This window comes from Shewanella sp. BJSY2023SW001 (assembly GCF_047314685.1).
GTDB classification, from domain to species: domain Bacteria; phylum Pseudomonadota; class Gammaproteobacteria; order Enterobacterales; family Shewanellaceae; genus Shewanella; species Shewanella indica.
The window spans coordinates 67,867-92,659 of sequence record NZ_JBKORF010000022.1 but is presented as its reverse complement, the minus strand read 5'-3'; the positions used below and the strand labels follow the sequence as shown (position 1 = coordinate 92,659).

Genomic DNA, 24,793 nt, shown 5'->3' with positions numbered 1-24,793 from the left:
ATGAGAAAATCAGGAAAAGCATTAGCGAGATTGCGAGCAGCTTTAGAACGCCTAATTTCGGGCAAGCCACAAAATGTTTCACCTTCAGGTAAATTAACCCTTAATAAAATAAATAACGAAGCTGGACTTGGTAACAGTTACATACACAAATTTAAAGATTTTATTGAAAATGAAGCAAACCCAGCCATTGAGTCGTTTAACGCTAATTACGATCCCGTCAAAGCGAAACTATTACAAAACAAGCAGAATCTAACTGAGAAAGAAAAGCATAAAGCCAGAATGAAGAAAGAAGTCAAACTTAAAGAGCAATACCGCCAAGAGCGAGATGATCTAAAAACTATAAACAAAGAATTAGAAACACAAATTAGTTCTTTGATGTTCAGGCTGTATGAATTACAAGAACAACTTAATGTACAAAATGTTGTGAAGATCTCTCAATAACTATTGCCTTAATGTCGGTGGACAATAAGATCGTGACTCTGACACCAATGTCTGAAACTTTTACATTAAAGATTAAAACTTTTCGGGGTTCATTTGGCTGGTTCTTTTGTGTTTGGACTGCCATTTTATAAAACACGTTTCTGGACATAAACGTTTTAGAGCTTAAGCTCTTAAAATGACTATAGTCATTAGGGAAAGTATGGTGATCGGATATGCGATAACGACCGAAATTTACGAGCCATAGGTCTCGTGTAATAGATTGTTCTTTAAAATCGGAGAGAGGAGGTTGTCGCTACTCTATCCGTGAGTTCATATTCCATGCCCTAGGGGCTTAATTGATGTCCCCTGCTTAGTTTAGCAGTCAAAGCTGCTGGTAAACACAGGTAATATCAAGCAAACTCAATAAAGCACCGCACATGCTCTCAAACCAATTTATTAGCTTGAGAGCATACAAAGATAGGAAGTTGAAGCTGTTGAAATCGCATTGTCAGTCACCCATTAAGATGCTGCAGAATTTAATACTGGCTCCGCAATAATCCTACTAAATTTGTGGGGTTCCCTCGGACTCAGCACTTAGCTTAGAGCTTCACTCAGGTAATCGAGTAGCATGCGCACCCTAGGTGATAGGTGTCTGTTGTGGGGATAGAGTGCCCAGATCCCCTCGTCAGGTTGGCGGTTTTGCTCCAGTAGTGGAATAAGCTGGCCATCATCTAAATAAGGCAAAACATAGTAGTCTGGCAGCTGAATGATGCCTATGCCTTTTATCGCGGCATCGACGAGGGCGTGGCCACTGTTACAGCTCAGATTACCCTTAACCCTGGCATTTCTTGTCTTACCATTTTCCTGAAATCGCCAGTAATCTAATGTTCCCAGCAGACAGTTATGTTGTTCCAGCTCTGACAGTGAGTGAGGTATGCCAAAAGTTGAAACGTAACCCGGGGAGGCGCAGACATATTGAGTTCGGGAGCCCAGCCTTTTGGCCATCATACTCGAGTCTTCAAGCTGTCCGAGTCGAATGGCGAGATCGTACCCCTCATCGATCAAGTCGACCTTCTGATTCGTCAGACTTATCTTTACTTCAAGCTCCGGGTATTTAGCGACAAAATCGTTCACCAGCGGTGCAAGCGTTCTTTCACCATAAGTTACTGGGGCGGTAATTTTTAACAGCCCTCTCGGTGTACTCTGTAAATTAGTAATCGCGCGTTCAGCTTCTTCTAATCCGTCCAGCACCTGTCTGCAGTGTTGATAATAGATCCGGCCCACTTCGCTCACCGACACTTTACGTGTGGTGCGGTGAAACAGCTTAGTTGCCATCCGAGTCTCTAATGCGCTGACCTGCCTGCTGACCTGCGCGGTTGATATCCCAAGACGTTTTGCGGCCTTGGTAAAGCTTTCTGCCTCTGCAACGGCAACAAATTCGCTTACGCCTTCCCAGTTGAACATTGTTACCTCTTGGTAATTGTAGTTTGGTTGAATTTATTTATTATCGCTGATTTGTAAATTAATTCAATCTTTAAACTTAACGGGTACGTTTTCGCTTTTTTATTAAAGCCCATGTTAAACAACGGCTTAACGCCCTCCCCATTGTTACTCACATGAAAAAGATATTTTCAAAACTGACGGATTATCATTCTTTTGAAAGATGAATATAATTTCCTCATCGAAATGACATCGGCAGTAACACCGAAGCCATAGGGCTTTGTTTCCTAAATCGATGGAACTAAATCTGTAATCAGTGATCAGATCGGCATCATTCACAGCTCCACTAATCAACCGTGCCAAAGCCTCGCTATAAGACAACCAACTGGAAACAGTACAATCAAGCCTTGATTAACCGTGGCTCATTGACCTTCTGGATTGATGAGGAAGCGATCGCTACTTGGAAAGCGACAACAGAGCCAAGCAAAAAAGGTCGGCCACTTGTGTTTAGTGATTTGGCGATCACTACCGCACTGATGGTTAAGCGTGTTTTTTCTATGCCATTGCGAGCCCTACAAGGCTTTATCAATTCGGTATTTAAACTGGCAAACGTACCATTAGTTTGCCCGCATTATACCTGTATCAGCAAACGCGCTAAGACAGTTAACATCTCCTTTAAAACTAAGACAAGGGGCGCTATTGAGCACTTAGCTATCGATGCCACAGGGCTAAAAGTCTATGGCGAAGGAGAATGGAAAGTGAAGAAGCATGGTACGGATGGCAAACGCCGAGTTTGGCGAAAACTGCATATTGCCGTTGACACTCATACTCACGAGATTATTGCGGCTGAGCTCAGTTTATCGAATGTGACAGATGCTGAAGTGCTGCCAAATTTGCTTAATCAAACCTACCGGAAAATCCATACGATTTCAGGAGATGGTGCCTATGATACGCGAGAATGTCACACGGTTATCCGCCGTAAACGGGCCTTTAGCCTTATTCCTCCACGCGATGGTGCAGCCTATTGGGAACAAGGGCATCCACGCAATTTAGCCGTGAGTTTTCAAAAGCTTTACGGCTCAAATAAAAAGTGGAAGAAACGCTATGGCTACCATCGTCGCTCAATCTCTGAAACCGCCATGCATCGGATAAAGCAGTTGCTCGGCGGCAGCTTGAGCATGAGAAATTACAATGCTCAAGTCGGGGAGGCTTACGCCATGATAAAAGCATTAAACAAACTGACTAAGCTAGGTATGCCTGAAACACAGTATTTTGTCTAATACGTGAACAGCAGGGGGGAGCTTTGTGTGTTGGCGCGATTTAGGAAACAAAGCCACGATTCAGCGTTATGCCTGCAAAGAGTGCGGTACCCATATGCTTGGCCGTATCGAGAACACGGGCCACCCTTTCCACGGTCTGGACTTCATCCACACCGAGCTGTCAGCAGAAAAGGGCTGGTCAGCACCTGAATTTGCGGCGTTTGTCTCATCTATCATCGAGTCGGGCTCAGCGCCTGAATCTATGGGGGATGTGCGTAACACCCTTAAAGAGTTGGGACTCGCGCCTTATGACAGCCTGTCTCCTGTATTGATGGACGCAATTGCTACTCATGTTGCGAATAACGGCTAAAAGCAGAGTTTGTTACTGTTTCATTAATATATTCCTGTTCTGGCAGGTATAGGTTTAAAAAAGTGCTGCGGCACTTTTTTTATGTCCAATAGCAAACGGCGCCCCTAGTGGGGATGCTCATAGATAAATATCACTTTTCCGATGAAATCAGCGAGACTTTATTATTCCTGCCTTGTAATAGTGTTTCTCTTTATGAACGTATAGTTTTCCTTGTCACAACAGGTAAAATAAACAATATCAACTAAACAACGAATAACTCAGCAACGTTTTATGTATGCACCAACATCTAATTTAATTGCTAGGTGTGAAACTCGTATGTAAATACAAAAAAACACAAAGAATGTATAAACAATATAAATCGATGATTTATATTAAATTAAATGGAGAGATTGAATATGACCACATTGACTGATAAGCCAGGGATTTCGCTATTTAAAGCGGGTTCATTTAATTTGAACGAACTAAATGAACTTCTTGAAGTTGAAGGATTGCAAAGCCAAATGGCTGAAGTTGCTGTTACCAATAATTCAAACGCGCTGACAATTGGTCACTTCGCCATGCAGCCAGGTGTCGAATTTGAATACTTCTATGATTCTGTAGAATATAAAGTCGTGACAAAAGGTAAAATTGTTATGCGAGATCAGCAAGGTAACAAATATGTTGCTGAAGTAGGTGATGTTATTCTTTTTTCACCTGATGTTACGGTTATCTTTGATGCGGAAAGTGATGGCGAAGCCATTTATACCGCTCACCGTAAAGCCGCTTCAGAGTTTGCCCCGCAAGCATAGTAATGGTTACCGCCAATATTCAGTACCTCGTTAGGTAAAGGCAAGCCTTGAAGAGATTGTGGCTACCTTTTAAGTCAGCATGTAAAGCTAAATACAAATAATATAGAAGCCACCTTTATTGATGACTTCTACTAAATAAAATAGAGAAAGTAAGTATGTTCAATAAGATTGTAAACAAATACAAAAACCTATTCAGCTCATCAAGCATTATTCGTATTCACCCTGATGTTGATAACGGTATTACACCTTCATCTAACAACTTTTCTGGCGGTGTGTTGAAATGTCATTGCCATAAAAATAAAGTGACAGTACGCATTACAGCTCAAACTGCACATAATCATGTTTGCGGGTGCTCAAAGTGCTGGAAGCCTGAGGGTGCAACCTTCTCTCAAGTCGCTGTTGTATCTAGAAACAATCTAACTGTTTCAAGCAATAACTCAAAGTTGCATGTAATAGATGAAAATGCGGCAATAAAGCGTTTTGCTTGTCAAAAATGTGGTGTACATATGTATGGCCGCATTGACAATAAAGAGCATCCCTTCTTTGGTTTAGACTTCGTTCATACCGAACTTTCAACTGAAAGTGGTTGGGCGGCTCCTGAGTTTGCTGCATTTGTCTCATCAATTATTGAAACAGGCACGGATCCTAAAGACATGGATATAATTAGAAAGCAGTTGAATGATTTAGGGTTAGAGCCATATGACTGTCTTTCTCCTGCTTTGATGGATGCGATAGCAACGCATATTTCAAATAGTAAATAGATTTTGTTAAATATTAGTTGACCACTACACTCATGTTGGTGGTTTAACTATATGGTTGTTTTATTTTTAAGTGGCTTAAGTTCATTGTTGCCCACCTAAAAAGTGACGGTGTCATATTTGAGCTTTATTGTGGTCGCATTATCAATGAATAATTTTTATTTTTGTAATAAGTGTAAAGGAGTTTTAAGTGAAGGTTATACCTGTTGTGGTTTTACTGATTGGTCTTGCTGGTTGTACATCTTCGTCGCATACCAATACCAATACTAATAACAATTTGTTTCATGGTATTAATCATGATGCCAGGAATGTAATTAGTAATAGTGAAGAAAGTACTAAGGTAAAACAATGTGCAAGTCAAAGTTGCTAATGAAAACCATATTAAGGTGGTGATGTGTTTTTAGTGAATTCAGGTGCTAAAAATAAGGTTAATTTAATCAAATAAATATAGCCGTACACGCTGTATTGTTGTGGTTTTTTCTGATCGATTGAAGGTTGGAGCCTGTCTCACAATAGATGGTGTCAGCCTTACTGTCACTCAGTTGATTTCTCCCGTTTTAGCGACGTTTAATGTTATGCGGCGAGCTTACTAACCACGGTGTTGGAAGTGTGTACTGCCAAATGTTGAGCGGGCTGTGCGTCAAGGTAGTGAGCTTGGTGGAAGACTCCGCTCTAAGCATGTGCATGCAGGCTAGATTTTCAGCACTGTTGTCATGATAGATCTGGTACACATCTCCGTTCATTGTTATATCAAGTACCCTGTGTAAGCGATTTTCTATCAGGCAATGTCCACGTACGGCCTCTGAAAAATGCTCTCCTCTTAACTCTCCTAAACTGATAAAAAACGGTAATCTTACGAAGTTTTTTACCTTTAACTTGTCGATAATCAACGGCTACTCCAATACTTTTTAGTCCTTGCCATTCAGGGTGCTCTTTGACTACAGCATCCGCTGGTAGCACATGGTAGCTTCGCGTCAGTGGCCAACAGCTCTGGTTGATACTCTCGAGAGCAGTTCTACAAGCGCATTTTGGCTGAGTTCGATAGAGGCTTTGGGTTACCTTCAATCGTCATCATGAGTTCGTTGACTGATTGCGTCCATCTGATGAAGCTTCGTCTGAATTGCTCTGGTTTTATACGTGAGTTAATTCTTGCTATGGTATCGTCAACTGGAGCGCTACCAAACAGGATGCCGTTGTCCTGAAACCAATCTAAATGGCCTTTGGCATACTCTTGTATTTCTTTCCAGCCATCTGCACCAGCGATAACAGCGCACATCGTCACGAATATAATGTCAAAAAATGAGTGTGAAACTTTAGCTACATGACGGGGTATTCGATCGCGAAGTGCTTGACGAATTCGTTAATATGCATGTGATACTCCTAAAAAGGAGTATGAAACCATTGCAATGTTTATAGGTCAAAGTTGATCTATATTTACTCACAAAACGTTCGTGATCTCACCCTGGGACTTCTTAGCCTTAACCTAAAGCATTTAATTGCTTTCATATCGACTCCAAGCGGTTACCTTGTCAAGATTTTGATAGTTGGCTCGACAGCTGTTTGTCGTGGTAAATATTATTGCACCCAAAATCTCCAGATATGCCTTAAACCTCATACATGAGAAAGCCAGTTGGGAGACCCAACTGGCTTCTTAGGACCTGCAACTTATTTTAGGAGTAGACTACTTGTAGTAAGGCCGTTCCCTACCACAACTTAAGTTGTGGGCGCAGCCAGCCTTGCATGCCATTGAGTCCCATCAGTAACAAACCCTTTATCGGGCCATGCAGGGCGAGCATATGCCTGCGATATAGGGAGGCATAGACAAACCGGGCCGGACAGCCTTTAATGGCGATTCCCCCGCCGATAAATGAAAACATATTGCCGACAGTATAGAACTTAGACATGTTCACAAATCCTCCCAGATCCTTATAAAGATACTCTTTGAGCTCGGCATCCGTATCTTTCAATAGGCGGATCAGGTTGTCACCGACCAGCAGTGCCATCTGACGGGCAGTCTGGCCTCGGGGTGGCGTGAAAGAGCCATCCGGCTGTGGGCAGGCGGCACAGTCACCGAAGGCAAAAATACGCTCGTCTGTGGTAGTTTGGCAATTGGCGTAAACCATTAGCTGGTTCATCCTGTTAACTTCGAGTCCCAGGGTGCCCAGAACGTCAGGGCCTTTTACTCCCGCCGCCCAAATCATCATATCTGATTTAATGAACAGCCCCTCTTTAGTGTACATTCCCTCTGGCGTTACTTGGGTTACACTAGTATTGGTCATGATGTTCACCCCTAGGGCGCGTAGCTGTTTATCGACGGCTCCGTACAGGCACTCCTTCTTCAGGCTTGGCATCACGCGATCGGCAGCTTCAATCAGGTTAACCCTCAGCAGATCTTCTGCGATCTCGTAGCCATAACCACTCAGAGTGTCGGCAACGTGGTGCATCTCGGCGGCCATTTCAGTGCCTGTTGCGCCAGCCCCAACGATGGTAATATCGAAATGGCCCTGTTCAGACTTCTTGGCATGCTGCAGGAATCTGTTGAGGATTTTCTGACGTATATTCATGGCCTGTTCGGTCAAGTCTAAAAAATCACAGTGTTCGCGGACACCGGGAATGCCGAAATCATTGGTGATCGCCCCTATGCCTATCACTAGATAGTCGTAATCAACATGGCGCTCGGGGAGAATTTCATTGCCATGCTGATCTTTCATGGCGGCTAGGGTGATATTTCGATTTTCACGGTCGACGCCAGTCAGGGCACCCTGCTCAAAGTTATAACCATTTTGAGCGGCTTGAACGCGATAATCGACGGCATTTAGCCCTTCATCCAGACTACCAGCCGCCAGTTCATGTAAGAGCGGTTTCCAGATGTGGTGGCTGCTGATATCTACTAGAGTAATATTGGCTTTGCCACGCTTACCCAGTTTTTTGCCGATTTTACCCAGCAACTCCATACCACCGGCGCCACCACCGATCACAACAATATTGGTCATTACAAACTCCAAATAAATAGTTAAATTGTCCCGGGCATTTAGCCCCACAGAACCTCTCAGGCTTGCGCCTATTTGTTTTCGTTTCGAATGTAAAAAGACCAAATCCTGAGCATTGCAGCTTTAATTAAGCGACTCTCGATTGTTCTTTTTTGGCAAGCAGGCTAATCAAGAATTAGATATCGGCATCAGACCAAGTAGCACTTGGGGTAAATCACATTCACTTCGATGGGAGTATTATATTCATATTCCGTCAAAGCATAATCCGTCTGCGTGGCAAATTACTTTTACTCAGGTGTAATAATGTAAATGGTGAAATGCCGGCCTGACAATATTGGCTTGGAAAAATGATCGTTAAGCATTTTCTCGCTTCTCGACGTAACCCAAATGCAATGGATTTACTCTTCAGATGAGCGGTTTATTATTGCCGTGTGGTAAGAGTGAATTACCGTTAAGGGGGATTGTTATTGCGGTCTGGGTAGATAAAATTGCTCGCTTAAATCTCTTTGAGCTCCGGGTTACTGCGATCTGAATAATCAGTAAGATTATAATCCTCTCTTATGAAGGAAGACTTCCTTGTCTAATTTATACCATACACGTTTGCACAAGCTCGATGATGTGAACAACTATAGCTTACTGACGAATATGCAACGTGGTATAGAAAAAGAGGGGCTGAGAGTCACGCCACTGGCCGAGCTTGCACAAACTTGCCACCCCAAAGCACTTGGCTCTGCGTTAACTCATGGCAGCATCACGACCGATTATTCCGAGGCATTGCTCGAGTTTATCACCCCGGTATTCAAGCAGGTGGATGATTGCATCGACTATCTGGAACTGCTGCATCGTTTTACGCAGAGTAATATTGGTGAGGAGTATCTGTGGCCGTCCAGCATGCCCTGTCGCCTAGAGGGGGAAAGCAGTATTCCCATCGCCCAATACGGGCATTCGAATTTGGGTCAGATGAAACATATCTACAGGCAGGGATTGGCACATCGCTATGGGCGGATTATGCAGTCGATAGCGGGAGTTCATTATAACTTCTCCATGCCGGAGGCGTTTTGGCCACTTGCCCAAACCCTTTGGGGTGATCAGGGTGAGTTGCAAGCATTTAGATCGGAGCGCTACTTTGGTCTGATACGCAACTTTCATCGTCACTCCTGGTTGTTAAGTTACCTGTTCGGCGCCTCTCCGGTGCTCGATACTAGTTTTGTAGCCGACAAACCCCATAATTTAAACCAGATTGGCGAGCATACCTTGGGCCTGCCTTTTGCCACCTCATTACGCATGAGCGATCTTGGCTATCAGAGTGAGGCACAGACTTCGATAAAGGTTAGCCTGAATAATTTAGACACTTATCTCGATGATCTGGATCAGGCTATCCATATGAGTTACCCGGCCTATGAGCAGATCGGTACCCAAATTAATGGGCAATATCGTCAACTAAACACGAATATTTTACAAATTGAAAACGAGTACTACAGCAATATTCGTCCAAAATGCGTGATGAACCCCGGAGAGAAGCCGAATCAAGTGTTAAAAGAGCGCGGCGTCGAATATATCGAAGTGCGCGTTTTGGACATCAACCCTTTCTTACCGCTGGGCATCGATGCACTGCAGATCCGTTTTCTGGATACATTTTTGCTCTTCTGCCTGCTGTCCGATAGCCCTGAGATCACAGCGACCGAAGATGAAGAAATAAAGGCTAACCTGCGTCGGGTGATAGAGGAGGGACGCAAGCCTTCATTGATCTTGAAAAACGCTGGGGAGCCGATCGCTTTTCAACAAATGGCTCAGCAATTACTGGATAAGCTTATACCTGTCGCAGAGCTACTGGACAGGGCCCATAAAGTCAGCTCCGTAAATGGAGAACTAGGTGAAACTCAGGGATATCGCGATGCCATTTCGGCTCAGCAAGAAAAGATATTGCAAAGTTCATTAACGCCATCAGCAAGAATTATACAGTCGATCACATCGGGGCAGGGCTTTACCGAGCAGATGTTGATACAGGCGAAGCAGCATAAGCAGCATCTTAGCCAGCAGGCGTTATCCGAATCGGAGAATATCCTCTTTCAAAATCTGGCCCGGGAGTCATTGCAAAAGCAGCATGCGTTAGAGCTAAATGAGGAAAGTTCGTTTGAACACTTTCTCAAGGCTTACCTTGTGGCGTAAGCCCTAAATGAATCCGATGACACGTACTATTTACCTGAGATAAAAACACACATTATGACTATTCGCCTCGGCATAGTGATGGATCCAATCGAATCCATCGACTACAACAAAGACAGTTCACTGGCCATGCTATGGGCTGCTCAAGATAGAGGTTGGCAACTCTTTTATATGGAGCAAGCCGATCTCTATTCTCTCAATGGACAGGCCATGGGAGCGATGCGGCCAATGTCAGTACGACGCAACCCAGATGATTTTTATGCCCTGGGAGAGGAAAGCCTGCAACCATTGGGCTCACTGGATGTCATTCTGATGCGCAAAGACCCGCCCTTTGATAGCGAGTTTATCTACAGCACTTACCTGCTGGAACAGGCTGAAGTGGAGGGGGCTTTGGTCGTTAACAAGCCCCAGAGCCTGCGTGATTGCAATGAAAAGCTATTTGCCAGCCAGTTTCCACAGTGTTGTCCGCCGGTACTAGTTACTCGCCGGGCAGATCTATTGCGAGCCTTTCACCGTGAACACTGTGATGTCATCTTTAAGCCCCTGGATGGTATGGGTGGGTCCTCTATCTTCAGAATTAAGGCAAATGATCCGAATATCGGCGTAATTATCGAAACTATGACGCTTCATGGTCATCGACAGATAATGGCGCAGAAGTTTATTCCTGAGATCACCGAGGGTGACAAGCGCATCCTGATGATCGATGGCGAAGCAGTCCCTTATGGCTTATCTCGCATACCCGCACAAGGCGAAACACGGGGAAACCTGGCGGCAGGTGGACGGGGAGAGGGGCGGAAATTGACCGAAAAAGAGCACTGGATCTGTCAGCAGGTGGCGCCCGTGCTCAAGGAAAAAGGACTGATGTTTGTCGGTCTGGATGTGATTGGCGGTTACCTGACCGAAATTAATGTCACCAGCCCAACCTGTATTCGGGAATTAGATAGTCAGTTCAACCTGGATATAGCAGCTGAACTGATGGGTGTCATCGAGCGTAAGCTTAATAGTCAATAACTGTCTATGAATGAAGCTTGATAATGAGTTAAGCCTCAGAGTTCACGCTTTATAAGTAAGGCTGATATGCCCTCTAGTTCGCTTGTACTTCATAAATTTATGGCTGTGCTATCTGACTTAAATACTATAATAAAGTGCACTGGCACTTCTATGTCTAAAAGATCATGGCTCCAGCACGTTATGTCCGGTTATCCGGCGATATTGTATTGTTGCAACCCTACTGTCGTTAACTATTGCAGATAGTCATTGCGACCGCACTGATGGCCATCTCAAGAAAAATTATCGTCTTAGATTTTAAAGAGGTGGGACCGGAATATGTATGGGCGTCGGCTGCTGTGATTATCGCGTTGGGTGTTACCTATTGGCCGGTATCGGCTAAGCGGTCTCATTCATCCGTTGAGTGATTGACTTCAAGCGACTCTAAGCTTGATTAGTTGGTAATGAGTAGAAGAATCTGATGACTGGTGGTTGGTCGAGAGAATGGAGTTTGGATGACGGTGCAAGATCAAATCGATAGATATATTTACATCACGAATAAGTTTTAAAGAGTAGGAGGCTGAATGGCTGGTGGTTGGTCTAAAGACGGCGCGGTACAAGATCAAATAGACAATAGTGTTGAGGATGGCGTCGCCCAAGCCAGGAGTCGATTGCCAGTCGGTCAAAGTCTACTTTTTTGTGTGGAATGTGAATGCCCAATTCCTGAGGCTCGTAGAAAAGCCGTTGCAGGTGTTCGACTCTGTGTTGGCTGCCAGAGTGAGTCGGATAAGAGACAAAAAGAGGTAAGCAAGGTTAATCGCCGTGCCAGTAAAGATAGTCAGTTGAGGTAAGTTCTGAATTTCAGAGTCATTGAACATGAGGTTTAGTGCTTACAAGTTAATGTTTGGTTTGGCTTGTTTGTTGTCGCAAACCAGCTGCTTAGGTCTGCCATGCCATTACTTATTGTAGGGGCGGCAACAATAAATTATTACCATATGGTAAAAGTAATTTGCGTAAAGGTGGGATTATCAATCTCCGGGCGTTAGCTATAATAGTTGCATATTAACCGTGGCTCTTATTCAGGTAAGACCGCTATTCAAATATTATCAATTAAGGATATTAAGATGACAGCACAAACAATCAAATCGAAAGCCGCAGTCGCCTGGGCTGTAGGCGAGCCACTATCTATGGAAATCGTAGATGTCATGCCACCACAGAAAGGTGAAGTACGCGTCAAGATGATCGCAACAGGCGTTTGTCATACCGATGCCTTTACTCTTTCTGGCGATGATCCAGAAGGTATCTTCCCTTGTATCCTTGGCCATGAAGGCGGCGGTATCGTTGAATCTATCGGTGAAGGTGTGACTAGCGTTCAAGTGGGTGACCATGTGATCCCGCTTTACACGCCCGAGTGTGGCGAATGTAAATTCTGTAAGTCTGGCAAGACTAACCTTTGTCAGAAGATCCGTGAAACCCAAGGTAAAGGTCTGATGCCAGACGGTACTAGCCGTTTTTCGAAAGATGGCAAACAGATCTTCCACTACATGGGTTGCTCAACCTTCTCTGAGTACACAGTTCTACCTGAAATCTCTCTGGCTAAAGTCCGTAAAGATGCACCACTTGAAGAAGTGTGCTTGCTGGGTTGTGGTGTGACTACAGGTATGGGCGCAGTAATGAATACGGCTAAAGTAGAAGAAGGCGCCACGGTTGCTATCTTCGGTATGGGCGGTATCGGGCTATCGGCAGTTATCGGTGCAACGATGGCAAAAGCAAGTCGTATTATTGCGATTGATATTAACGAAGCTAAATTCGATTTAGCAACTAAGCTTGGTGCAACCGATTGCATCAACCCAAAGAACTACGACAAGCCGATTCAAGACGTGATTGTCGAGTTAACTGATGGCGGCGTCGATTACTCATTTGAGTGTATTGGTAATGTCCACTTAATGCGCAGCGCACTTGAGTGTTGCCATAAAGGTTGGGGCGAGTCTGTCGTCATAGGTGTGGCTGGAGCAGGTCAAGAGATCTCGACTCGTCCATTCCAGTTAGTGACTGGTCGTGTTTGGAAAGGCAGTGCGTTCGGTGGTGTTAAAGGCCGTACTGAACTTCCTGAGTATGTTAACCGTTATATGGCAGGCGAGTTCAAGCTAGATGACTTTATCACTCACACTATGGGCCTTGAGCAAGTGAACGAAGCATTTGACCTAATGCACGAAGGTAAGAGTATCCGTACTGTTATTCACTTCGATAAGTAAATCGTCGTTCAAAATAACAAGCGCTCTAGGGCGCTTGTTATTTTTAGAGGAGCTCCGGCTCCCTATTAAAAAATTTTATAGGAGTCGGTATTAAATGACCGTTGAGAGTATTAGTGTCAATAAGAGCTTTGGTGGTTGGCATAAGCAGTATAGTCATCACTCCCAAACGCTAAATTGCGGCATGCGATTTGCTATCTATCTGCCGCCACAAGCATCAAATGGTAAGAAGGTCCCGGTGCTGTACTGGCTTTCAGGTTTGACCTGCACCGATGAAAACTTTATGCAGAAAGCGGGCGCACAAGCACTGGCAGCCGAACTTGGTATTGCTATCGTTGCACTGGATACCAGCCCCAGAGGCGAGAATGTCGCCGATGATGAAGGCTACGATCTTGGTAAAGGGGCGGGCTTTTATGTCAATGCGACGCAGGCACCGTGGAATCGCCATTACCGTATGTACGATTACGTCGTCGATGAACTGCCAAAACTGATTGAATCTATGTTCCCTGTCAGTGATAAACGTTCTATTGCGGGCCACTCAATGGGCGGGCATGGTGCGTTAGTTATCGCGCTGCGTAACGCTGATGCATACCAGTCAGTATCGGCCTTTAGCCCGATCAGTAACCCGATTAATTGTCCTTGGGGCAAGAAGGCGTTGACTGCCTATTTAGGCCGAGATTCGGCGACATGGATGGAATATGATGCCAGCGTCTTGATGCGCCAGGCGACCCAATTTGTACCGGCTCTGGTAGACCAAGGTGACGCCGATAACTTTCTTGTTGAGCAGTTGAAGCCCGAAGTGCTCGAAGCTGCAGCTAAGGTTAAGGGTTACCCTTTAGAGCTTAATTATCGTGAAGGTTATGATCATAGCTACTATTTTATCTCAAGCTTTATCGAAAACCATCTGCGTTTTCATGCCGAGCATCTGGGCAAGTAATTAAACTTAAACCAGTAACTTATTTTAACTAATAAGATCTGACTGAAGAAGGTGTGGTCATTTGTGGCGACACCTTTTTTATTTTGGGCTACCTATCTTTATTACGAATGGGTAAAAGTGATTTGTTATTTGACCCGATTATCATCTGAGTCAATATCAATATAATAGCCGCAACAAATCATTACTTCGTTCAAAGCAGCGGACTTATTCTGCCGAACATTTTAAATTTAAGGCTTATATTATGAGTTGGATCTTTCTATTACTGGGTGTCATGGCTGAAGCCTTATCTCATGTGGCGCTTAAGGCGACCGATGGTTTCACGCGACCACTCCCTGCTGTCATGGTGATTTTGGGGCATTTGACGGCTTTTATTTTCTTAGGCCAGGCGATGAAGGGAATGCCTGTTGGTGTCGTACATGCGCTCTGGGCTGGAATGGCTATTGTTACAGTGACACTTCTGTCAGCACTCTTCTATCGTCAGCATCTGGACATGACAGCTTGGATTGGCATGCTGTTGGTTGCCCTTGGTGTGGTAATGATCAACCTATCTCAGGGGCATAGCCACTAATCCATGTTTTATTTTTCTCCTTGCTCTAATTACAATATCTGCCATGTATTTACTTCTTCGTTAGTCAGTTAAAAGTTTGAGATGAGTAAAGATATACAAACTTCAATTGTAAATGACATGGTAATCGGCTATCAACTCACTCTTTTATTTGGTTTTTATAATAAAGTGGACACTTCATAAAGTTATGTAAATAGCATCACTCTTCCATTTTATATTCAAGCTCTTCTATTAATGCTAATTTTCCTGTTCAGGCAATTTTTTTATCAGGCGAGCTTTGCTGATGCATCATTTTTACAGAAAATAATTTATAGGTACATCGAGTTCATCGGCTAAGCGCGGCGTTGTTCATCAAATCACGGCCCTAGACGCAGCTACCCCAAGGGTTGTACCGAATTAGGCAGCTTGTTTCCTAATTGGCATACCTAGACCTATGACTTTGTTCATTGCTTTTACGCCAGCCAAAGCTTCGCCTACCTGAGCGTTGTAATCACGAAGGCTAAGTTTAGGACTAATCAGCTGCTTATATCGATACATCGCAGTCTCAGAGAGTGACCTTACGTGGTAATCATTATCCTGTTTCCATTGTGCTAATTGATTAGCTTTGAGCGCTTTAACTGCTTCATTTCTCGGGTGCCCCTCCTCCCAATACCCTGCATTACTTCTAGGTGGAATAGTGGGCTTACAACCCTTGCGTTTGAGTAGCTTATGGCATGCATTAGTGTCATAGGCACCATCAGCTGACACTTGAGTAATACCTCTCCTCAACGGGTTGAGCAATGTGGGTAGGACTTCATTGTCAGCGACATTGACTAAGGAGACTTCAGCCGAAACAACTTCATGAGTACAACTATCGACTGCCAGGTGTAGCTTGCGCCAAGTACGACCCTTCTCTTTGCCATGCTTACGGGTTTTCCACTCACCTTCACCGTAAACTTTCAGACCGGTTGAATCGATGACAACATGCGCCACAGTGCCACAGTGCCACGACTTGGCGCTCGATACTTAACCTCAACAGTCTTAGCTCGTTTACTGATACAGCTGTAGCTTGGCGAGCACAATGGCACATCCATAAGCTGGAATACCGAATTGGTGAAGCCTTCAAGTGACTGTAATGATGATAGCCGGATCGAAGCCAAAAAAATGGGATTTTAATACAGTCAGGTTTGTCTCTGGTCGAAAGGTACTTTGGCCAATGACTAAATGTGAGCTTGAGAGCCTTGAGCTAAAAATCGATTGATAAAAATAGGGGCAGAGCCTGACGAATCCCCACAAAATATTATGAGCAAACAATAAGATAAATAAAATATTCGGGGTCAGGTCTTGTATTTTGCCTATCCATTAGCGCATGTATGGCAAACGTAATTAGCTGAAGACTACTCAGTCTTGTGAGTTAACACAATGGGGCAGAATCGATTTAGGGCAAGTTGTAAGAACTAAACTAGTCACATCGTAGAAACGCAACTGATAGATTACATTTAGACTAATGCACTTTATTCCAATGCCTTTTTACGGTGGCAATTCCCAAACCTAATGCTTCTGCTGCTTTAGATTGAGATAACCCCTCAGTTTTCTTTGCTTGAACTGAAAGAGTTGTGGCGTGGGCTTGAGGCCTACCCAGCTTCTTGCCTTGAGCTTTAGCTCGCTCGAGCCCTTCTTTTGTTCGCTCTCTGATCCGGTTTCGCTCGAACTCCGCAAAGGCTGAAAACATCTGCAGCATCAGCTTGCCCTCAGCGCTTGAAAGGTCTGCTACGGGGAGATCAAGGCAGGCAACCTTGATGCCTTTATCTGTAAGCATTTTAATTGTGTTTTGAACGTCTATGTTATCTCGGCCTAAACGGTCTAGCTTTAAGACAACCAACATATCGCCACTTTCCATCTGGTGATTGATTAGCATCTTGAACTTTTCGCGCTTCATAGCTTCAACAGATCCAGAAATCGTTTCACTGATAGTACGAGCATCATTTACTTGATACCCTTTCTGGCGAATAGCAATAATTTGATTCTCGGTTGTTTGCTCTGTTGTAGAAACACGACAATAAGAAAAGATACGCATTGGTCACTCTCTGTTATAGGTGGTATCAAATATGGGGGTATCATATTATTTAAGTATCATAAAAGATACACCCTATTTTTTTGATACCACATTTTGATATGGAAAACTGGTATCAATATACGAATGTTTATTGATACCAGCAAAAGGGTTGGTAAAATCTAACCCTCCTGCATGACATTGTATTACTTATTGAGATGTAGATAACCTTCGCTACGTGCACAGGGCAATTATTGGGGGGAGCTGGCTCACTATAAGATTCGCGTGAGCAGTGGTGAAATGACACATTACTCCCATTACTTACATAAGCAAATGTATGTCAAACTGTCATGAACAAGGTATGAATGAGCTTTTACTCTAAATGATAAAGGGGCAAAAGTGTGTTTCAAACTTTGTTGGCACACTTATCTAAGATAGCCATGTTGATAAAGCATAAGTTTCGATCTTTATTGTCACAATCACCACTCGACGACTACGAACCAATCTGGCATGCGAGACTGAGAAGTTTTAGACATTAATGTTATGCCACACTTAATTGTTGAGAATTAATGAGCCCCATATTAAAAAATTCTCAACTTATTGCTTCATATCGATGAGAATTACACAAATCAGGCTACAGGCTTTGTTCAGAAAGGTTTTTCATAACATTTTAGGGTGTAAAACGTGTAACGGTGAATAATGACGGCTGCGTGGTTGCACGGTCGCGTGAAGCTAAGTTACTCGGTATTAAAATGGGCGTACCCGTCTTTCAGATCAAATCTGAAATGCAGCGCCATGGCATTTTGGCATTTTCGTCTAACTATGCGCTGTATGCGGATTTAAGCGGTCGAGTGATGCGCACTTTGGAGGAGATGGCACCACGAGTAGAGGTTTACTCCATTGACGAAGCGTTTTTGGACTTAACCGGTATTGAGTCTGCCATATCCCTTGTCGAGTTCGGACAACAAGTGCGAGAGCGGATAGGTCACTGGATTGGGATCACCGTCTGTGTAGGGATTGCACCGACTAAAACACTCGCCAAACTGGCAAACCATGCCGCCAAAAAGTATCCAGCCACTCAGGGCGTTGTAGACCTGACCAATCCAGATCGGCAACGTCGATTGCTCGCATTAGTTCCGGTTGATGATGTTTGGGGCGTTGGTAGACGGCTCTCTAAGCGTTTAAATGCGTTGGGTATCACCACAGCCTTAGACCTAGCCAATGCCTCTCCTAGAGCCATCAGAGACCAGTTTTCGGTGGTTTTAGAAAGAACCGTCAGAGAGCTCAATGGTGAGTCGTGCATTGAACTTGAAGAGATCCCGCCAACTAAGAAGCAAATCGTCTGTAGCCGTTCATTTGGCGCAAAAGTAACGCAATTTGAATTGTTACGTGAGGCCGTATGTGAATACGCAACCCGCGCCACTGAGAAGCTACGCAAAGAACAGCAGCAAGCCAAAGTGATGACCGTGTTTGTACGTACCAGCCCCTTTAAGGACAACGAGCCGCAGTACAGCAACTCTGCATCGGGTGAATTGCTAATCCCCAGTTGCGACACGCGGGATTTTATCGAGCTGGCCAATCACTTACTCAAGCGAATTTGGAAGGATGGTTTTCGTTATGCTAAAGCGGGCGTCATGCTATCTGACTTTTACGATCCCGGCATGTTTCAACCAGGACTATTCGATGACGTATCGACCCGCTCCAATAGCCAACAGTTAATGTCTGTATTGGACACCATTAACCAAAGCGGTGCCGGAAAGGTTTTCTTTGCTGGACAAGGTACGAAGAAAGATTGGTCGATGAAGCGAGAGTATTTGTCTCCCGCTTATACAACACGCTGGGACCAATTACCGCGAGTTAAGTAGCGCAGTTAACTCAGTAGGCATTCACTCTGCGACGCAGCATGTTGAGTTTATCAACCTGGCGTCGAATATCACTGAAAAATTCCTCTTTCTCCATAGCCAGCGCTAACTCCCACTCTTTGGCTAGACCTTGGCAGTCCAAAAATGAGTATCTCAGCTTCGTCTTTGAAATACGCAGTCCCTTGCTAAAGACCACGCGCTTGCCTCGTTGACCGTGAAAGCTGTTGATGTACCACTCTATGCCAAAGCCATACTTAAAGTCTCTGATACGGACACCAAGCAGGCCCCAGTCTTTAAAGGGCGCATTCTCGCGAACCTTGTAATGGGTAACCCAAAAGTCATCAACTTCAGCTCGTGCCAGTGCTTTTAGCCTGTTCGTTTCTTGCTGAAGTAAATCCGACACCTCTGCTTTCCATTGTTCATTGACGATTTCTACCAAACCAATTTCCCCACCCAATTAACCCCAAAAGCCAAAACCACTATCCGTTTGGCTTTTGGATCGAAACGCCAAACGTAAAACTGCCGTCACAATCACTGTTTGGCGTCTCGATATAAATCAACTCGCGCAATCCCATACCTGACAAGGGATATAGCCCAATTTCACTTAAAAACGCCTAAAAAGACGTATCGTCATGAAGATACAAACCGTTTGGCGAGTTCAGGCCAGAATGCAAACGACGTTTGGCGTCTCGATTTTTTTGGCTCAGTCATCCGCCGCCAAACAGAGCCTATTCTCATACTTTTGCGAAAATGCAATAGGCAGATAGATGAAAGGATTTGTCACCTTTCTGCCCACCGCCAGTGCACCGAATCCTGATAATGACATTTGAGTGAACCGCCAGAGCACTTGGAAATGCCCAAGCGTGGCCAGTGCGGTTGATTGAAAACCGTTAGAGCACTTTGAGTGCACAGGAGATAAGTATGTTTGTACTAGGCGTAGATATCGGTTACTCAAACCTGAAGCTGGCAATTGGCCAATCAGGCAGTGAACCGAAAACCATTATTCTACCTGCGGGTGCCGGTCCTGCGGATCGTATGCCAGAGCGTATCGGTGGAGGCGATGATGACACTTGTTTGTATGTGTCAGTCGATAATGAGCGTTGGGCCGCTGGTGTGCCTGCTGGACGCCTTCAAGGCTGGGAACGAGAGCTCCACCCGGAATATCCGACCACAAAAACCTATAAGGCGCTTTTTCATGCTGCCTTGTTAATGGCTGAAACAGAATCCATCGATTTGGTTGTCACTGGATTACCGGTTTCCCAGTTTCATGAACCACAACGTAAGTCTGACCTTGTGCAGCGTTTAAAAGGTGTCCATCAAGTGACGCCTAAGCGCAGCATCACTGTTCATGACGTCAAAGTGCTGCCGCAGCCTGCCGGTGCCTATATGGATCTGGTTCAAACAGGTGGTGATTTGGGCTTGATTGAAGAAGGTCGCGTCGTCGTCATAGACCCAGGCTTTTTTTCTGTTGACTGGGTTGCCCTTGAGGCCGGAGAAATTCGCTACAGCTCATCAGGAACCAGTCTTCAGGCAATGTCCGTGCTACTGGAAACGATTGATAAGCTGATTTCAGAAGATCATGGTGCCAAAGTCGGAATGGATCGACTTGAAAAATCCATGAGAACCGGCGACTTGCAGGTGCTGCTATTTGGAGAAAAAGTCGATATTTCACCTTATCTGAATGCTGCCATGAAAAAGGTAGCGCCTGTTGCTCTTACAGCCATGCGCCAATCCATGCGTGACGAAAGCATCAATGCGGACTTGGTATTGATCGCCGGAGGTGGAGCCATGGCTTATAAGGAAGCGGCCAAGGAGATTTTTTCACGAAGCAAGATCATCGTGCCGGAACAGTCTGTTTTGGCGAACGTCCGAGGCTTCTGGTTTTATGGGGCCTGATCATGAGAGTTGTCGTCAACATTCCCCCAGGGAGCCACCCTGAACTGCTCAAAGAATTAGAAAAGACGCCGCCACGGGAACGCGCTGAGCGTCTGCGGATGCTGGCCACCTTTGGGTTAATTCACATGAGCCAACCCAATCTATCCACGACATCTGTACCGGTGGATGGTCTTGCACCAGATGGTGAAGTTACTTCTGAGAGTACAGCGCCAGAACCCAAAGCAGAATCACGTAAACAATCATTAAAATCAAAACTAGGGCTGGGCTTATAACATGGCGTTATCAGTTAGCTGGCTCGATGCCAGGTTAAATAAAGAAGCAAAAGAAACCGTAGTAAAAGCCGACCGAGATGGGCTAAGTGCTCGGGTATCGCCCAAGGGCAAAATTGTTTTTCAGTTTCGTTATCGTTTCGATGGCAAGCAACAGCGGGTAGACATAGGTACTTACCCACTTATGAAGCTTGCTGAAGCCAGGAATGAGCTGGATAGGTTAAGGGCAGTACTTGATCAAGGCCGAAACCCCAAGCTCTACCTACAGCAAGAACGGGCCAAGTATTCCGCTAACCAAAGCTTCGAATCGATTTTTCGAGATTGGATAGACTCTGCCGGTAAGCAAGGGTTAAAGGAGAAAACGTGGCACTACCAAAAACGCAGCAGTGAAATATATTTGTTGCCCCGACTTGGCAAGTACCCATTAACTGACATCAATGAATTGTCCTTGCGAAACTGTCTTCGTGAGGTTTCGGAATCGTCCCCTTCAAACACAGAACGTCTGGTGTCTGTGCTGCACAAGTTTTATGACTGGCTGATTGATGAACAAATTTTGGAAATTAACGCTGCCGCTGGGATCACAGCAAAAAAGGTTGGCGGTAAGAAAGGCAAACGAACTCGGGTGCTAAATGACAACGAGATCAGGATACTTTGGCGCTATTTGCACGAGTCAAAAATTACTGAGAAGAACCGCATCTACATAAAATTGCTTCTGCTATTGGGCGGTCGTAAGGGAGAACTCATTCAAGCTGAAAAGCATCACTTTGACTTGCAATCTGCAATGTGGACAGTGCCCATAGAGATCCGCAAACAAGGTGAGAAAATTGGAGCGCCGATCATGCGGCCATTGATTAAGCCAGCTATTGAGCTGATTGAACTGGCGATGCAGATGAGCAAATCAACCTACTTGTTTCCCGCGAGCGGACAAGAAGAGCTTGCCACAAATGGCTTTGATACCACTATTCCTAATAATGTGAAAATCTGGGCTCGCAGATCGCTTGGTGTTGAGATGGAACATTGGTCTATGCATGATCTTCGCAGAACGATGCGAACGCGAATGTCTGCCATCACCACGCAAGAAGTTGCCGAGTTGATGATTGGCCACAGCAAAAAAGGGTTGGATGCTATCTACAACCAATATCAGTACCTGGATGAAATGCGTCATGCTTACGACGTTTGGTATCAACAGCTAGAGACCATCATCGAGCCGACAGGCTTTCCATTCAACTGGCGTTTCGGACAATAAAATAAAAGAAAGAGGCTCAGTCCTCTTTCTTCTCATACTCCTCCAAATCTTCAATGTGCCACAGCTTGTTTCGTGTATTTCGGTTGATACGAGGTTGCGGCAAGCTGCCATCTTTTATTCTTCGCCAGAGCGTCGTATAGCTAATGTGGTAACGAGCCATCACTTCGTAAGATGTTAGAAAAGGGGTTATCTGGTGCGCTACGGCTGTCATCTGCATTCTCCTGAAAATCAATGTAAAGCTATCATCGCCTGATTCATCACTTGTTGATGGTCAGAAAGATGCATGATTTGTTCAGAAGATCAGCCTTATCATGACACCGGTATCATTGTGCAGTTTACCAAATTTCCAGTTTACGGCGAAAAGCGCCGTAAAATCGCATTAAGTTAAACCATCTTTATCGGTATGCACGCTCTAGCTACTAGGAATTCAGCGTAGCGGTATACTTCGTAAGTGCATTTCGATGGCTTCAATCACTGACCTAGTGAGGGGTAAATGCGCTTTTTCTTTTGCCCATACCTCATGGAAGCCAGCTACAGTTTGCTTTGCAGTATCTAACACCAATTTTTCAGGCAACATGGCTTTAGCCGCTAAGTGTGATAGCTCATCCAGCGTGAAATCGCTGAATTTCTTGCTACGGCTCACCTTCAGCGATGCACTATCATCGGGGATATAAGGAATGGTTGAAACAAAGTCATAAACAGGTGCAATAGACGCAGTGCGCTTATCTTTGTAAATCACAGACCAATTCTTCAAATGCATATCAGCATTACCAATTAGAGTATTGAACACCAATCGGCGAGTAAATTCAGCAATGTCTTCGTCTTTACCTTCAATGCCGATAACCTGAGCAATATTGCGCATACTGGCTTTTTTGTACTTATCTTGAGGATAAACGCCAAACACTTGCGCAAAGTCCTCAATGTGAACATCTTGACCATCTGCACGGTCAAAACGCTTGATCACAAACGCACTGTCACCATATTTGCCAATGCCTGCTGGAATATTAGCAATCCGATTAATGGGAAGTAGCTGAGTCTCTGGTACATCCATCCCCAGCAATCGAGCCAGTTCCATCATCGAATATTCATTTTCTGGCACAGCGTCAAATCGAGATGACGGCAACTTCACAATCCAAGAGCCACCTTTACCAGTTGCTGGAATGGTCAAGCCGCCGTTAGCCTGTTGCACAGCTGAAAACTTCAACTGCACACCCGCCAATGAGAAGCGCATCGGCGCTTCAATTTTCGTTTCATCGTCAATGCCTTGATGCACATTAGGCGGCAGCGCTTCACCATCCGCCGGTTCAACCGTGATCGCGCCAGCTAAATCCTGCCCTAGCACCCACAATAGAAAAAATTCCCGCGCGGGGTTCACACCGGCACGCTCTGCCAGGTAATTTCGCATGGTTTCTTCTGGCAAAAGGTTAGAGAAAAACGGGGTTAACTTAGTTTGGGTCGGTTTGAAGCTAGTCAGCAGGCCACCTAGCGAATCTTTAAAGCCAAGTCCTAACACAGGACGCGATTCGTCATGAATGTACGAATCCATAAAGGCAAAAAGCGTTCTGTCATTGCCCACGTTGGTGATAGTGGCAATGGGTTCACCGTACAGCAACACGTTGAGCGTAGAGACATGGTTAGTCATCGTCGTCTTCCTCTAACTGATACGCGGGCGACATTGACTCACCCTCATCGCTAATGCCGTTAATACCTTGGCCACTTCGAATGATCGACTTGATGGCAGGTACAGACTTTTTAGGCACAACCAATAGCTCTAGGTCTAGTACACGGGCAAGTGCAATCAAACTGGATATTCTTAAATCAACACTGCCAGACTCGATTTTCGAAATATGGCTTTGAGGCACACCCGAACGAGCACTTAACTCTCTCTGGCTAAACCCCTTTCGTACCCGAGCTTCTCGAAGACTTTCTAGTATCTGCTCTGTTACATAGCTCATTTCGATACGCCTTAATGCATCAATTAAGAATAATTATATACAAAAACATATCACAGTAACTCAAAGAACACAAATTTGATTAGCCATTACATATCAAAAGCCATGACCAGATACATAATTACATATAAGTAGAAGGAGATTTTTGTCATCGACAAAAGAGCGATACTCTCGCTGATAATCGCCAACTGACGCATCAAACTCCCTAAGTACTTTTGTAGCTCAGCCCTTATACAGCAAGGGCTACAGAAGAACTCGCGTCAAATCGCCAGAAGATAAGTGCAACAAAGAGGAAGTTTGTACACAGTTACAGGAAATTTTGTACACACAAGTCGAAAAACAAGTGCAAAATGATGGTGTAAACAGCAACTAAATTTGAAGGTAAGTCTGATATCTCAATTAGAAATAACCGTATTGGTTCGCTTCAAGCATCTTCAAAAACAAATACTAAAGCAAAAATCACACCAACAATAAACTCCCTCATTAAATTTTGTAATTTGGTACAGAAGAAAACATTTACCAAAAAAAGAGACTCTTTTTAACGGTAGTACTTTTTACGCCAAACCCAGTAACCACAAGGCCTACAGCCAGGTTTGTGTCATGG

Annotated in this window: 22 protein-coding genes and 4 pseudogenes; 17 read left to right on the top strand and 9 right to left on the bottom strand. The window is 44.6% G+C overall.

The features are described from left to right. Together ACMHXH_RS05420 and ACMHXH_RS05415 are read left to right on the top strand one after the other, a co-directional pair. Window positions 1-441 carry a hypothetical protein gene (locus ACMHXH_RS05420; RefSeq protein ID WP_011264070.1) on the top strand — a complete coding sequence of 147 codons (441 nt, stop codon included), beginning with the start codon at window positions 1-3 and terminating at the stop codon, window positions 439-441. A 345-nt stretch (window positions 442-786) separates the two neighbouring features. Next, window positions 787-977, top strand: a pseudogene (locus ACMHXH_RS05415) (IS4 family transposase); the annotation flags it as partial. Window positions 978-1,014: 37 nt separating this feature from the next. On the opposite strand, the gene ACMHXH_RS05410 reads toward ACMHXH_RS05415, so the two are convergent. Next, window positions 1,015-1,884: a LysR substrate-binding domain-containing protein gene (locus tag ACMHXH_RS05410; protein WP_413737738.1), complete on the bottom strand. Its 870-nt coding sequence runs from the start codon at window positions 1,882-1,884 to the stop codon at window positions 1,015-1,017. Window positions 1,885-2,216: 332 nt separating this feature from the next. Between ACMHXH_RS05410 and ACMHXH_RS05405 the strand changes: the two genes are divergently transcribed. The 4 genes and pseudogenes from ACMHXH_RS05405 (at window position 2,217) to gfa (ending at window position 5,038) form a co-directional block, all read left to right on the top strand. Then, complete coding sequence (locus ACMHXH_RS05405; protein WP_071238722.1) at window positions 2,217-3,140, top strand: IS5-like element ISSpu20 family transposase; 924 nt, start codon at window positions 2,217-2,219, stop codon at window positions 3,138-3,140. A gap of 52 nt (window positions 3,141-3,192) precedes the next feature. Beyond that, window positions 3,193-3,489 (top strand): annotated as a pseudogene (locus ACMHXH_RS05400) (glutathione-dependent formaldehyde-activating protein); the annotation flags it as partial. A gap of 395 nt (window positions 3,490-3,884) precedes the next feature. Further along, complete coding sequence (locus ACMHXH_RS05395) at window positions 3,885-4,277, top strand: hypothetical protein (protein WP_413737736.1); 393 nt, start codon at window positions 3,885-3,887, stop codon at window positions 4,275-4,277. Between the two features lie 155 nt (window positions 4,278-4,432). Further along, entirely contained in the window at window positions 4,433-5,038 is a 606-nt protein-coding gene (gfa, locus tag ACMHXH_RS05390) for an S-(hydroxymethyl)glutathione synthase (protein WP_413737734.1), read from the top strand. 1,012 nt (window positions 5,039-6,050) lie between these two features. Here the strand turns inward: gfa and ACMHXH_RS05385 are convergent. Then, window positions 6,051-6,368: a transposase family protein gene (locus ACMHXH_RS05385; RefSeq protein WP_413737781.1), complete on the bottom strand. Its 318-nt coding sequence runs from the start codon at window positions 6,366-6,368 to the stop codon at window positions 6,051-6,053. A gap of 370 nt (window positions 6,369-6,738) precedes the next feature. Next, window positions 6,739-8,028 (bottom strand): NAD(P)/FAD-dependent oxidoreductase, encoded by a 1,290-nt coding sequence (locus ACMHXH_RS05380; RefSeq protein WP_413737732.1) that lies wholly within the window; start codon window positions 8,026-8,028, stop codon window positions 6,739-6,741. A 573-nt stretch (window positions 8,029-8,601) separates the two neighbouring features. On the opposite strand from ACMHXH_RS05380, the gene gshA reads away from it, so the two are divergent. The 7 genes from gshA (at window position 8,602) to ACMHXH_RS05345 (ending at window position 14,935) form a co-directional block, all read left to right on the top strand. After that, window positions 8,602-10,194 carry a glutamate--cysteine ligase gene (gene gshA / locus ACMHXH_RS05375; protein ID WP_413737730.1) on the top strand — a complete coding sequence of 531 codons (1,593 nt, stop codon included), beginning with the start codon at window positions 8,602-8,604 and terminating at the stop codon, window positions 10,192-10,194. Between the two features lie 54 nt (window positions 10,195-10,248). Continuing rightward, window positions 10,249-11,202, top strand: coding sequence for a glutathione synthase (gene gshB / locus ACMHXH_RS05370; protein WP_413737728.1), 954 nt, complete (start codon window positions 10,249-10,251; stop codon window positions 11,200-11,202). A gap of 233 nt (window positions 11,203-11,435) precedes the next feature. After that, a complete protein-coding gene (locus tag ACMHXH_RS05365) occupies window positions 11,436-11,606 on the top strand; it encodes a phosphate-starvation-inducible PsiE family protein (protein ID WP_413737726.1) in 171 nt (56 codons plus the stop codon). A 156-nt stretch (window positions 11,607-11,762) separates the two neighbouring features. Continuing rightward, window positions 11,763-12,029, top strand: coding sequence for a TraR/DksA family transcriptional regulator (locus ACMHXH_RS05360; protein WP_413737724.1), 267 nt, complete (start codon window positions 11,763-11,765; stop codon window positions 12,027-12,029). A 273-nt stretch (window positions 12,030-12,302) separates the two neighbouring features. Continuing rightward, window positions 12,303-13,433 (top strand): S-(hydroxymethyl)glutathione dehydrogenase/class III alcohol dehydrogenase, encoded by a 1,131-nt coding sequence (locus ACMHXH_RS05355; protein WP_413737722.1) that lies wholly within the window; start codon window positions 12,303-12,305, stop codon window positions 13,431-13,433. 94 nt (window positions 13,434-13,527) lie between these two features. Further along, window positions 13,528-14,367 carry an S-formylglutathione hydrolase gene (gene fghA / locus ACMHXH_RS05350; protein ID WP_413737720.1) on the top strand — a complete coding sequence of 280 codons (840 nt, stop codon included), beginning with the start codon at window positions 13,528-13,530 and terminating at the stop codon, window positions 14,365-14,367. Between the two features lie 241 nt (window positions 14,368-14,608). Beyond that, window positions 14,609-14,935 (top strand): DMT family transporter, encoded by a 327-nt coding sequence (locus ACMHXH_RS05345; RefSeq protein ID WP_011638858.1) that lies wholly within the window; start codon window positions 14,609-14,611, stop codon window positions 14,933-14,935. Window positions 14,936-15,328: 393 nt separating this feature from the next. Here the strand turns inward: ACMHXH_RS05345 and ACMHXH_RS05340 are convergent. Both ACMHXH_RS05340 and ACMHXH_RS05335 read right to left on the bottom strand, forming a co-directional pair. After that, window positions 15,329-16,050 (bottom strand): annotated as a pseudogene (locus ACMHXH_RS05340) (IS5 family transposase); the annotation flags it as partial. Between the two features lie 365 nt (window positions 16,051-16,415). Next, entirely contained in the window at window positions 16,416-16,988 is a 573-nt protein-coding gene (locus ACMHXH_RS05335; protein WP_413737718.1) for a recombinase family protein, read from the bottom strand. Between the two features lie 662 nt (window positions 16,989-17,650). On the opposite strand from ACMHXH_RS05335, the pseudogene umuC reads away from it, so the two are divergent. Beyond that, window positions 17,651-18,829, top strand: a pseudogene (gene umuC / locus ACMHXH_RS05330) (translesion error-prone DNA polymerase V subunit UmuC); the annotation flags it as partial. Window positions 18,830-18,839: 10 nt separating this feature from the next. Here umuC and mobI read toward each other — a convergent pair. Then, window positions 18,840-19,283, bottom strand: coding sequence for a conjugative transfer protein MobI(A/C) (mobI, locus tag ACMHXH_RS05325; RefSeq protein WP_025516079.1), 444 nt, complete (start codon window positions 19,281-19,283; stop codon window positions 18,840-18,842). Between the two features lie 464 nt (window positions 19,284-19,747). Here mobI and ACMHXH_RS05320 point away from each other — a divergent pair, with 464 nt between their 5' ends. Genes ACMHXH_RS05320 through ACMHXH_RS05310 form a run of 3 tightly spaced genes read left to right on the top strand, consistent with a single transcriptional unit; the run spans window position 19,748 to window position 22,237 of the window. After that, window positions 19,748-20,722, top strand: a complete 975-nt coding sequence (locus tag ACMHXH_RS05320) for a ParM/StbA family protein (protein ID WP_413737716.1) — start codon at window positions 19,748-19,750, stop codon at window positions 20,720-20,722. 2 nt (window positions 20,723-20,724) lie between these two features. Beyond that, window positions 20,725-20,994 carry a hypothetical protein gene (locus ACMHXH_RS05315; protein WP_067206377.1) on the top strand — a complete coding sequence of 90 codons (270 nt, stop codon included), beginning with the start codon at window positions 20,725-20,727 and terminating at the stop codon, window positions 20,992-20,994. Between the two features lies 1 nt (window position 20,995). Beyond that, entirely contained in the window at window positions 20,996-22,237 is a 1,242-nt protein-coding gene (locus ACMHXH_RS05310) for a tyrosine-type recombinase/integrase (RefSeq protein WP_251767246.1), read from the top strand. Between the two features lie 16 nt (window positions 22,238-22,253). On the opposite strand, the gene ACMHXH_RS05305 is transcribed toward ACMHXH_RS05310, so the two are convergent. From ACMHXH_RS05305 to ACMHXH_RS05295, 3 genes are all read right to left on the bottom strand, one after another. Further along, window positions 22,254-22,448 (bottom strand): helix-turn-helix transcriptional regulator, encoded by a 195-nt coding sequence (locus ACMHXH_RS05305; protein WP_012368405.1) that lies wholly within the window; start codon window positions 22,446-22,448, stop codon window positions 22,254-22,256. A gap of 216 nt (window positions 22,449-22,664) precedes the next feature. After that, window positions 22,665-23,879 (bottom strand): type II toxin-antitoxin system HipA family toxin, encoded by a 1,215-nt coding sequence (locus tag ACMHXH_RS05300; RefSeq protein WP_413737713.1) that lies wholly within the window; start codon window positions 23,877-23,879, stop codon window positions 22,665-22,667. Then, the gene (locus ACMHXH_RS05295) at window positions 23,872-24,192 is read right to left on the bottom strand and encodes a helix-turn-helix domain-containing protein (protein WP_029627949.1); all 321 of its coding nucleotides are present in this window, start codon (window positions 24,190-24,192) and stop codon (window positions 23,872-23,874) included. The genes ACMHXH_RS05300 and ACMHXH_RS05295 overlap by 8 nt, the downstream gene beginning before the upstream one ends. Between the last annotated feature and the right edge of the window lie 601 nt (window positions 24,193-24,793).

Coding starts and splice junctions, on each gene's coding strand:
- ACMHXH_RS05420 (WP_011264070.1), top strand. CDS start 1: ATGAGAAAATCAGGAAAAGCATTAGCGAGATTGCGAGCAGCTTTAGAA.
- ACMHXH_RS05410 (WP_413737738.1), bottom strand. CDS start 1,884: ATGTTCAACTGGGAAGGCGTAAGCGAATTTGTTGCCGTTGCAGAGGCA.
- ACMHXH_RS05395 (WP_413737736.1), top strand. CDS start 3,885: ATGACCACATTGACTGATAAGCCAGGGATTTCGCTATTTAAAGCGGGT.
- gfa (WP_413737734.1), top strand. CDS start 4,433: ATGTTCAATAAGATTGTAAACAAATACAAAAACCTATTCAGCTCATCA.
- ACMHXH_RS05380 (WP_413737732.1), bottom strand. CDS start 8,028: ATGACCAATATTGTTGTGATCGGTGGTGGCGCCGGTGGTATGGAGTTG.
- gshB (WP_413737728.1), top strand. CDS start 10,249: ATGACTATTCGCCTCGGCATAGTGATGGATCCAATCGAATCCATCGAC.
- ACMHXH_RS05360 (WP_413737724.1), top strand. CDS start 11,763: ATGGCTGGTGGTTGGTCTAAAGACGGCGCGGTACAAGATCAAATAGAC.
- ACMHXH_RS05355 (WP_413737722.1), top strand. CDS start 12,303: ATGACAGCACAAACAATCAAATCGAAAGCCGCAGTCGCCTGGGCTGTA.
- fghA (WP_413737720.1), top strand. CDS start 13,528: ATGACCGTTGAGAGTATTAGTGTCAATAAGAGCTTTGGTGGTTGGCAT.
- ACMHXH_RS05345 (WP_011638858.1), top strand. CDS start 14,609: ATGAGTTGGATCTTTCTATTACTGGGTGTCATGGCTGAAGCCTTATCT.
- ACMHXH_RS05335 (WP_413737718.1), bottom strand. CDS start 16,988: ATGCGTATCTTTTCTTATTGTCGTGTTTCTACAACAGAGCAAACAACC.
- ACMHXH_RS05320 (WP_413737716.1), top strand. CDS start 19,748: ATGTTTGTACTAGGCGTAGATATCGGTTACTCAAACCTGAAGCTGGCA.
- ACMHXH_RS05315 (WP_067206377.1), top strand. CDS start 20,725: ATGAGAGTTGTCGTCAACATTCCCCCAGGGAGCCACCCTGAACTGCTC.
- ACMHXH_RS05310 (WP_251767246.1), top strand. CDS start 20,996: ATGGCGTTATCAGTTAGCTGGCTCGATGCCAGGTTAAATAAAGAAGCA.
- ACMHXH_RS05305 (WP_012368405.1), bottom strand. CDS start 22,448: ATGACAGCCGTAGCGCACCAGATAACCCCTTTTCTAACATCTTACGAA.
- ACMHXH_RS05300 (WP_413737713.1), bottom strand. CDS start 23,879: ATGACTAACCATGTCTCTACGCTCAACGTGTTGCTGTACGGTGAACCC.
- ACMHXH_RS05295 (WP_029627949.1), bottom strand. CDS start 24,192: ATGAGCTATGTAACAGAGCAGATACTAGAAAGTCTTCGAGAAGCTCGG.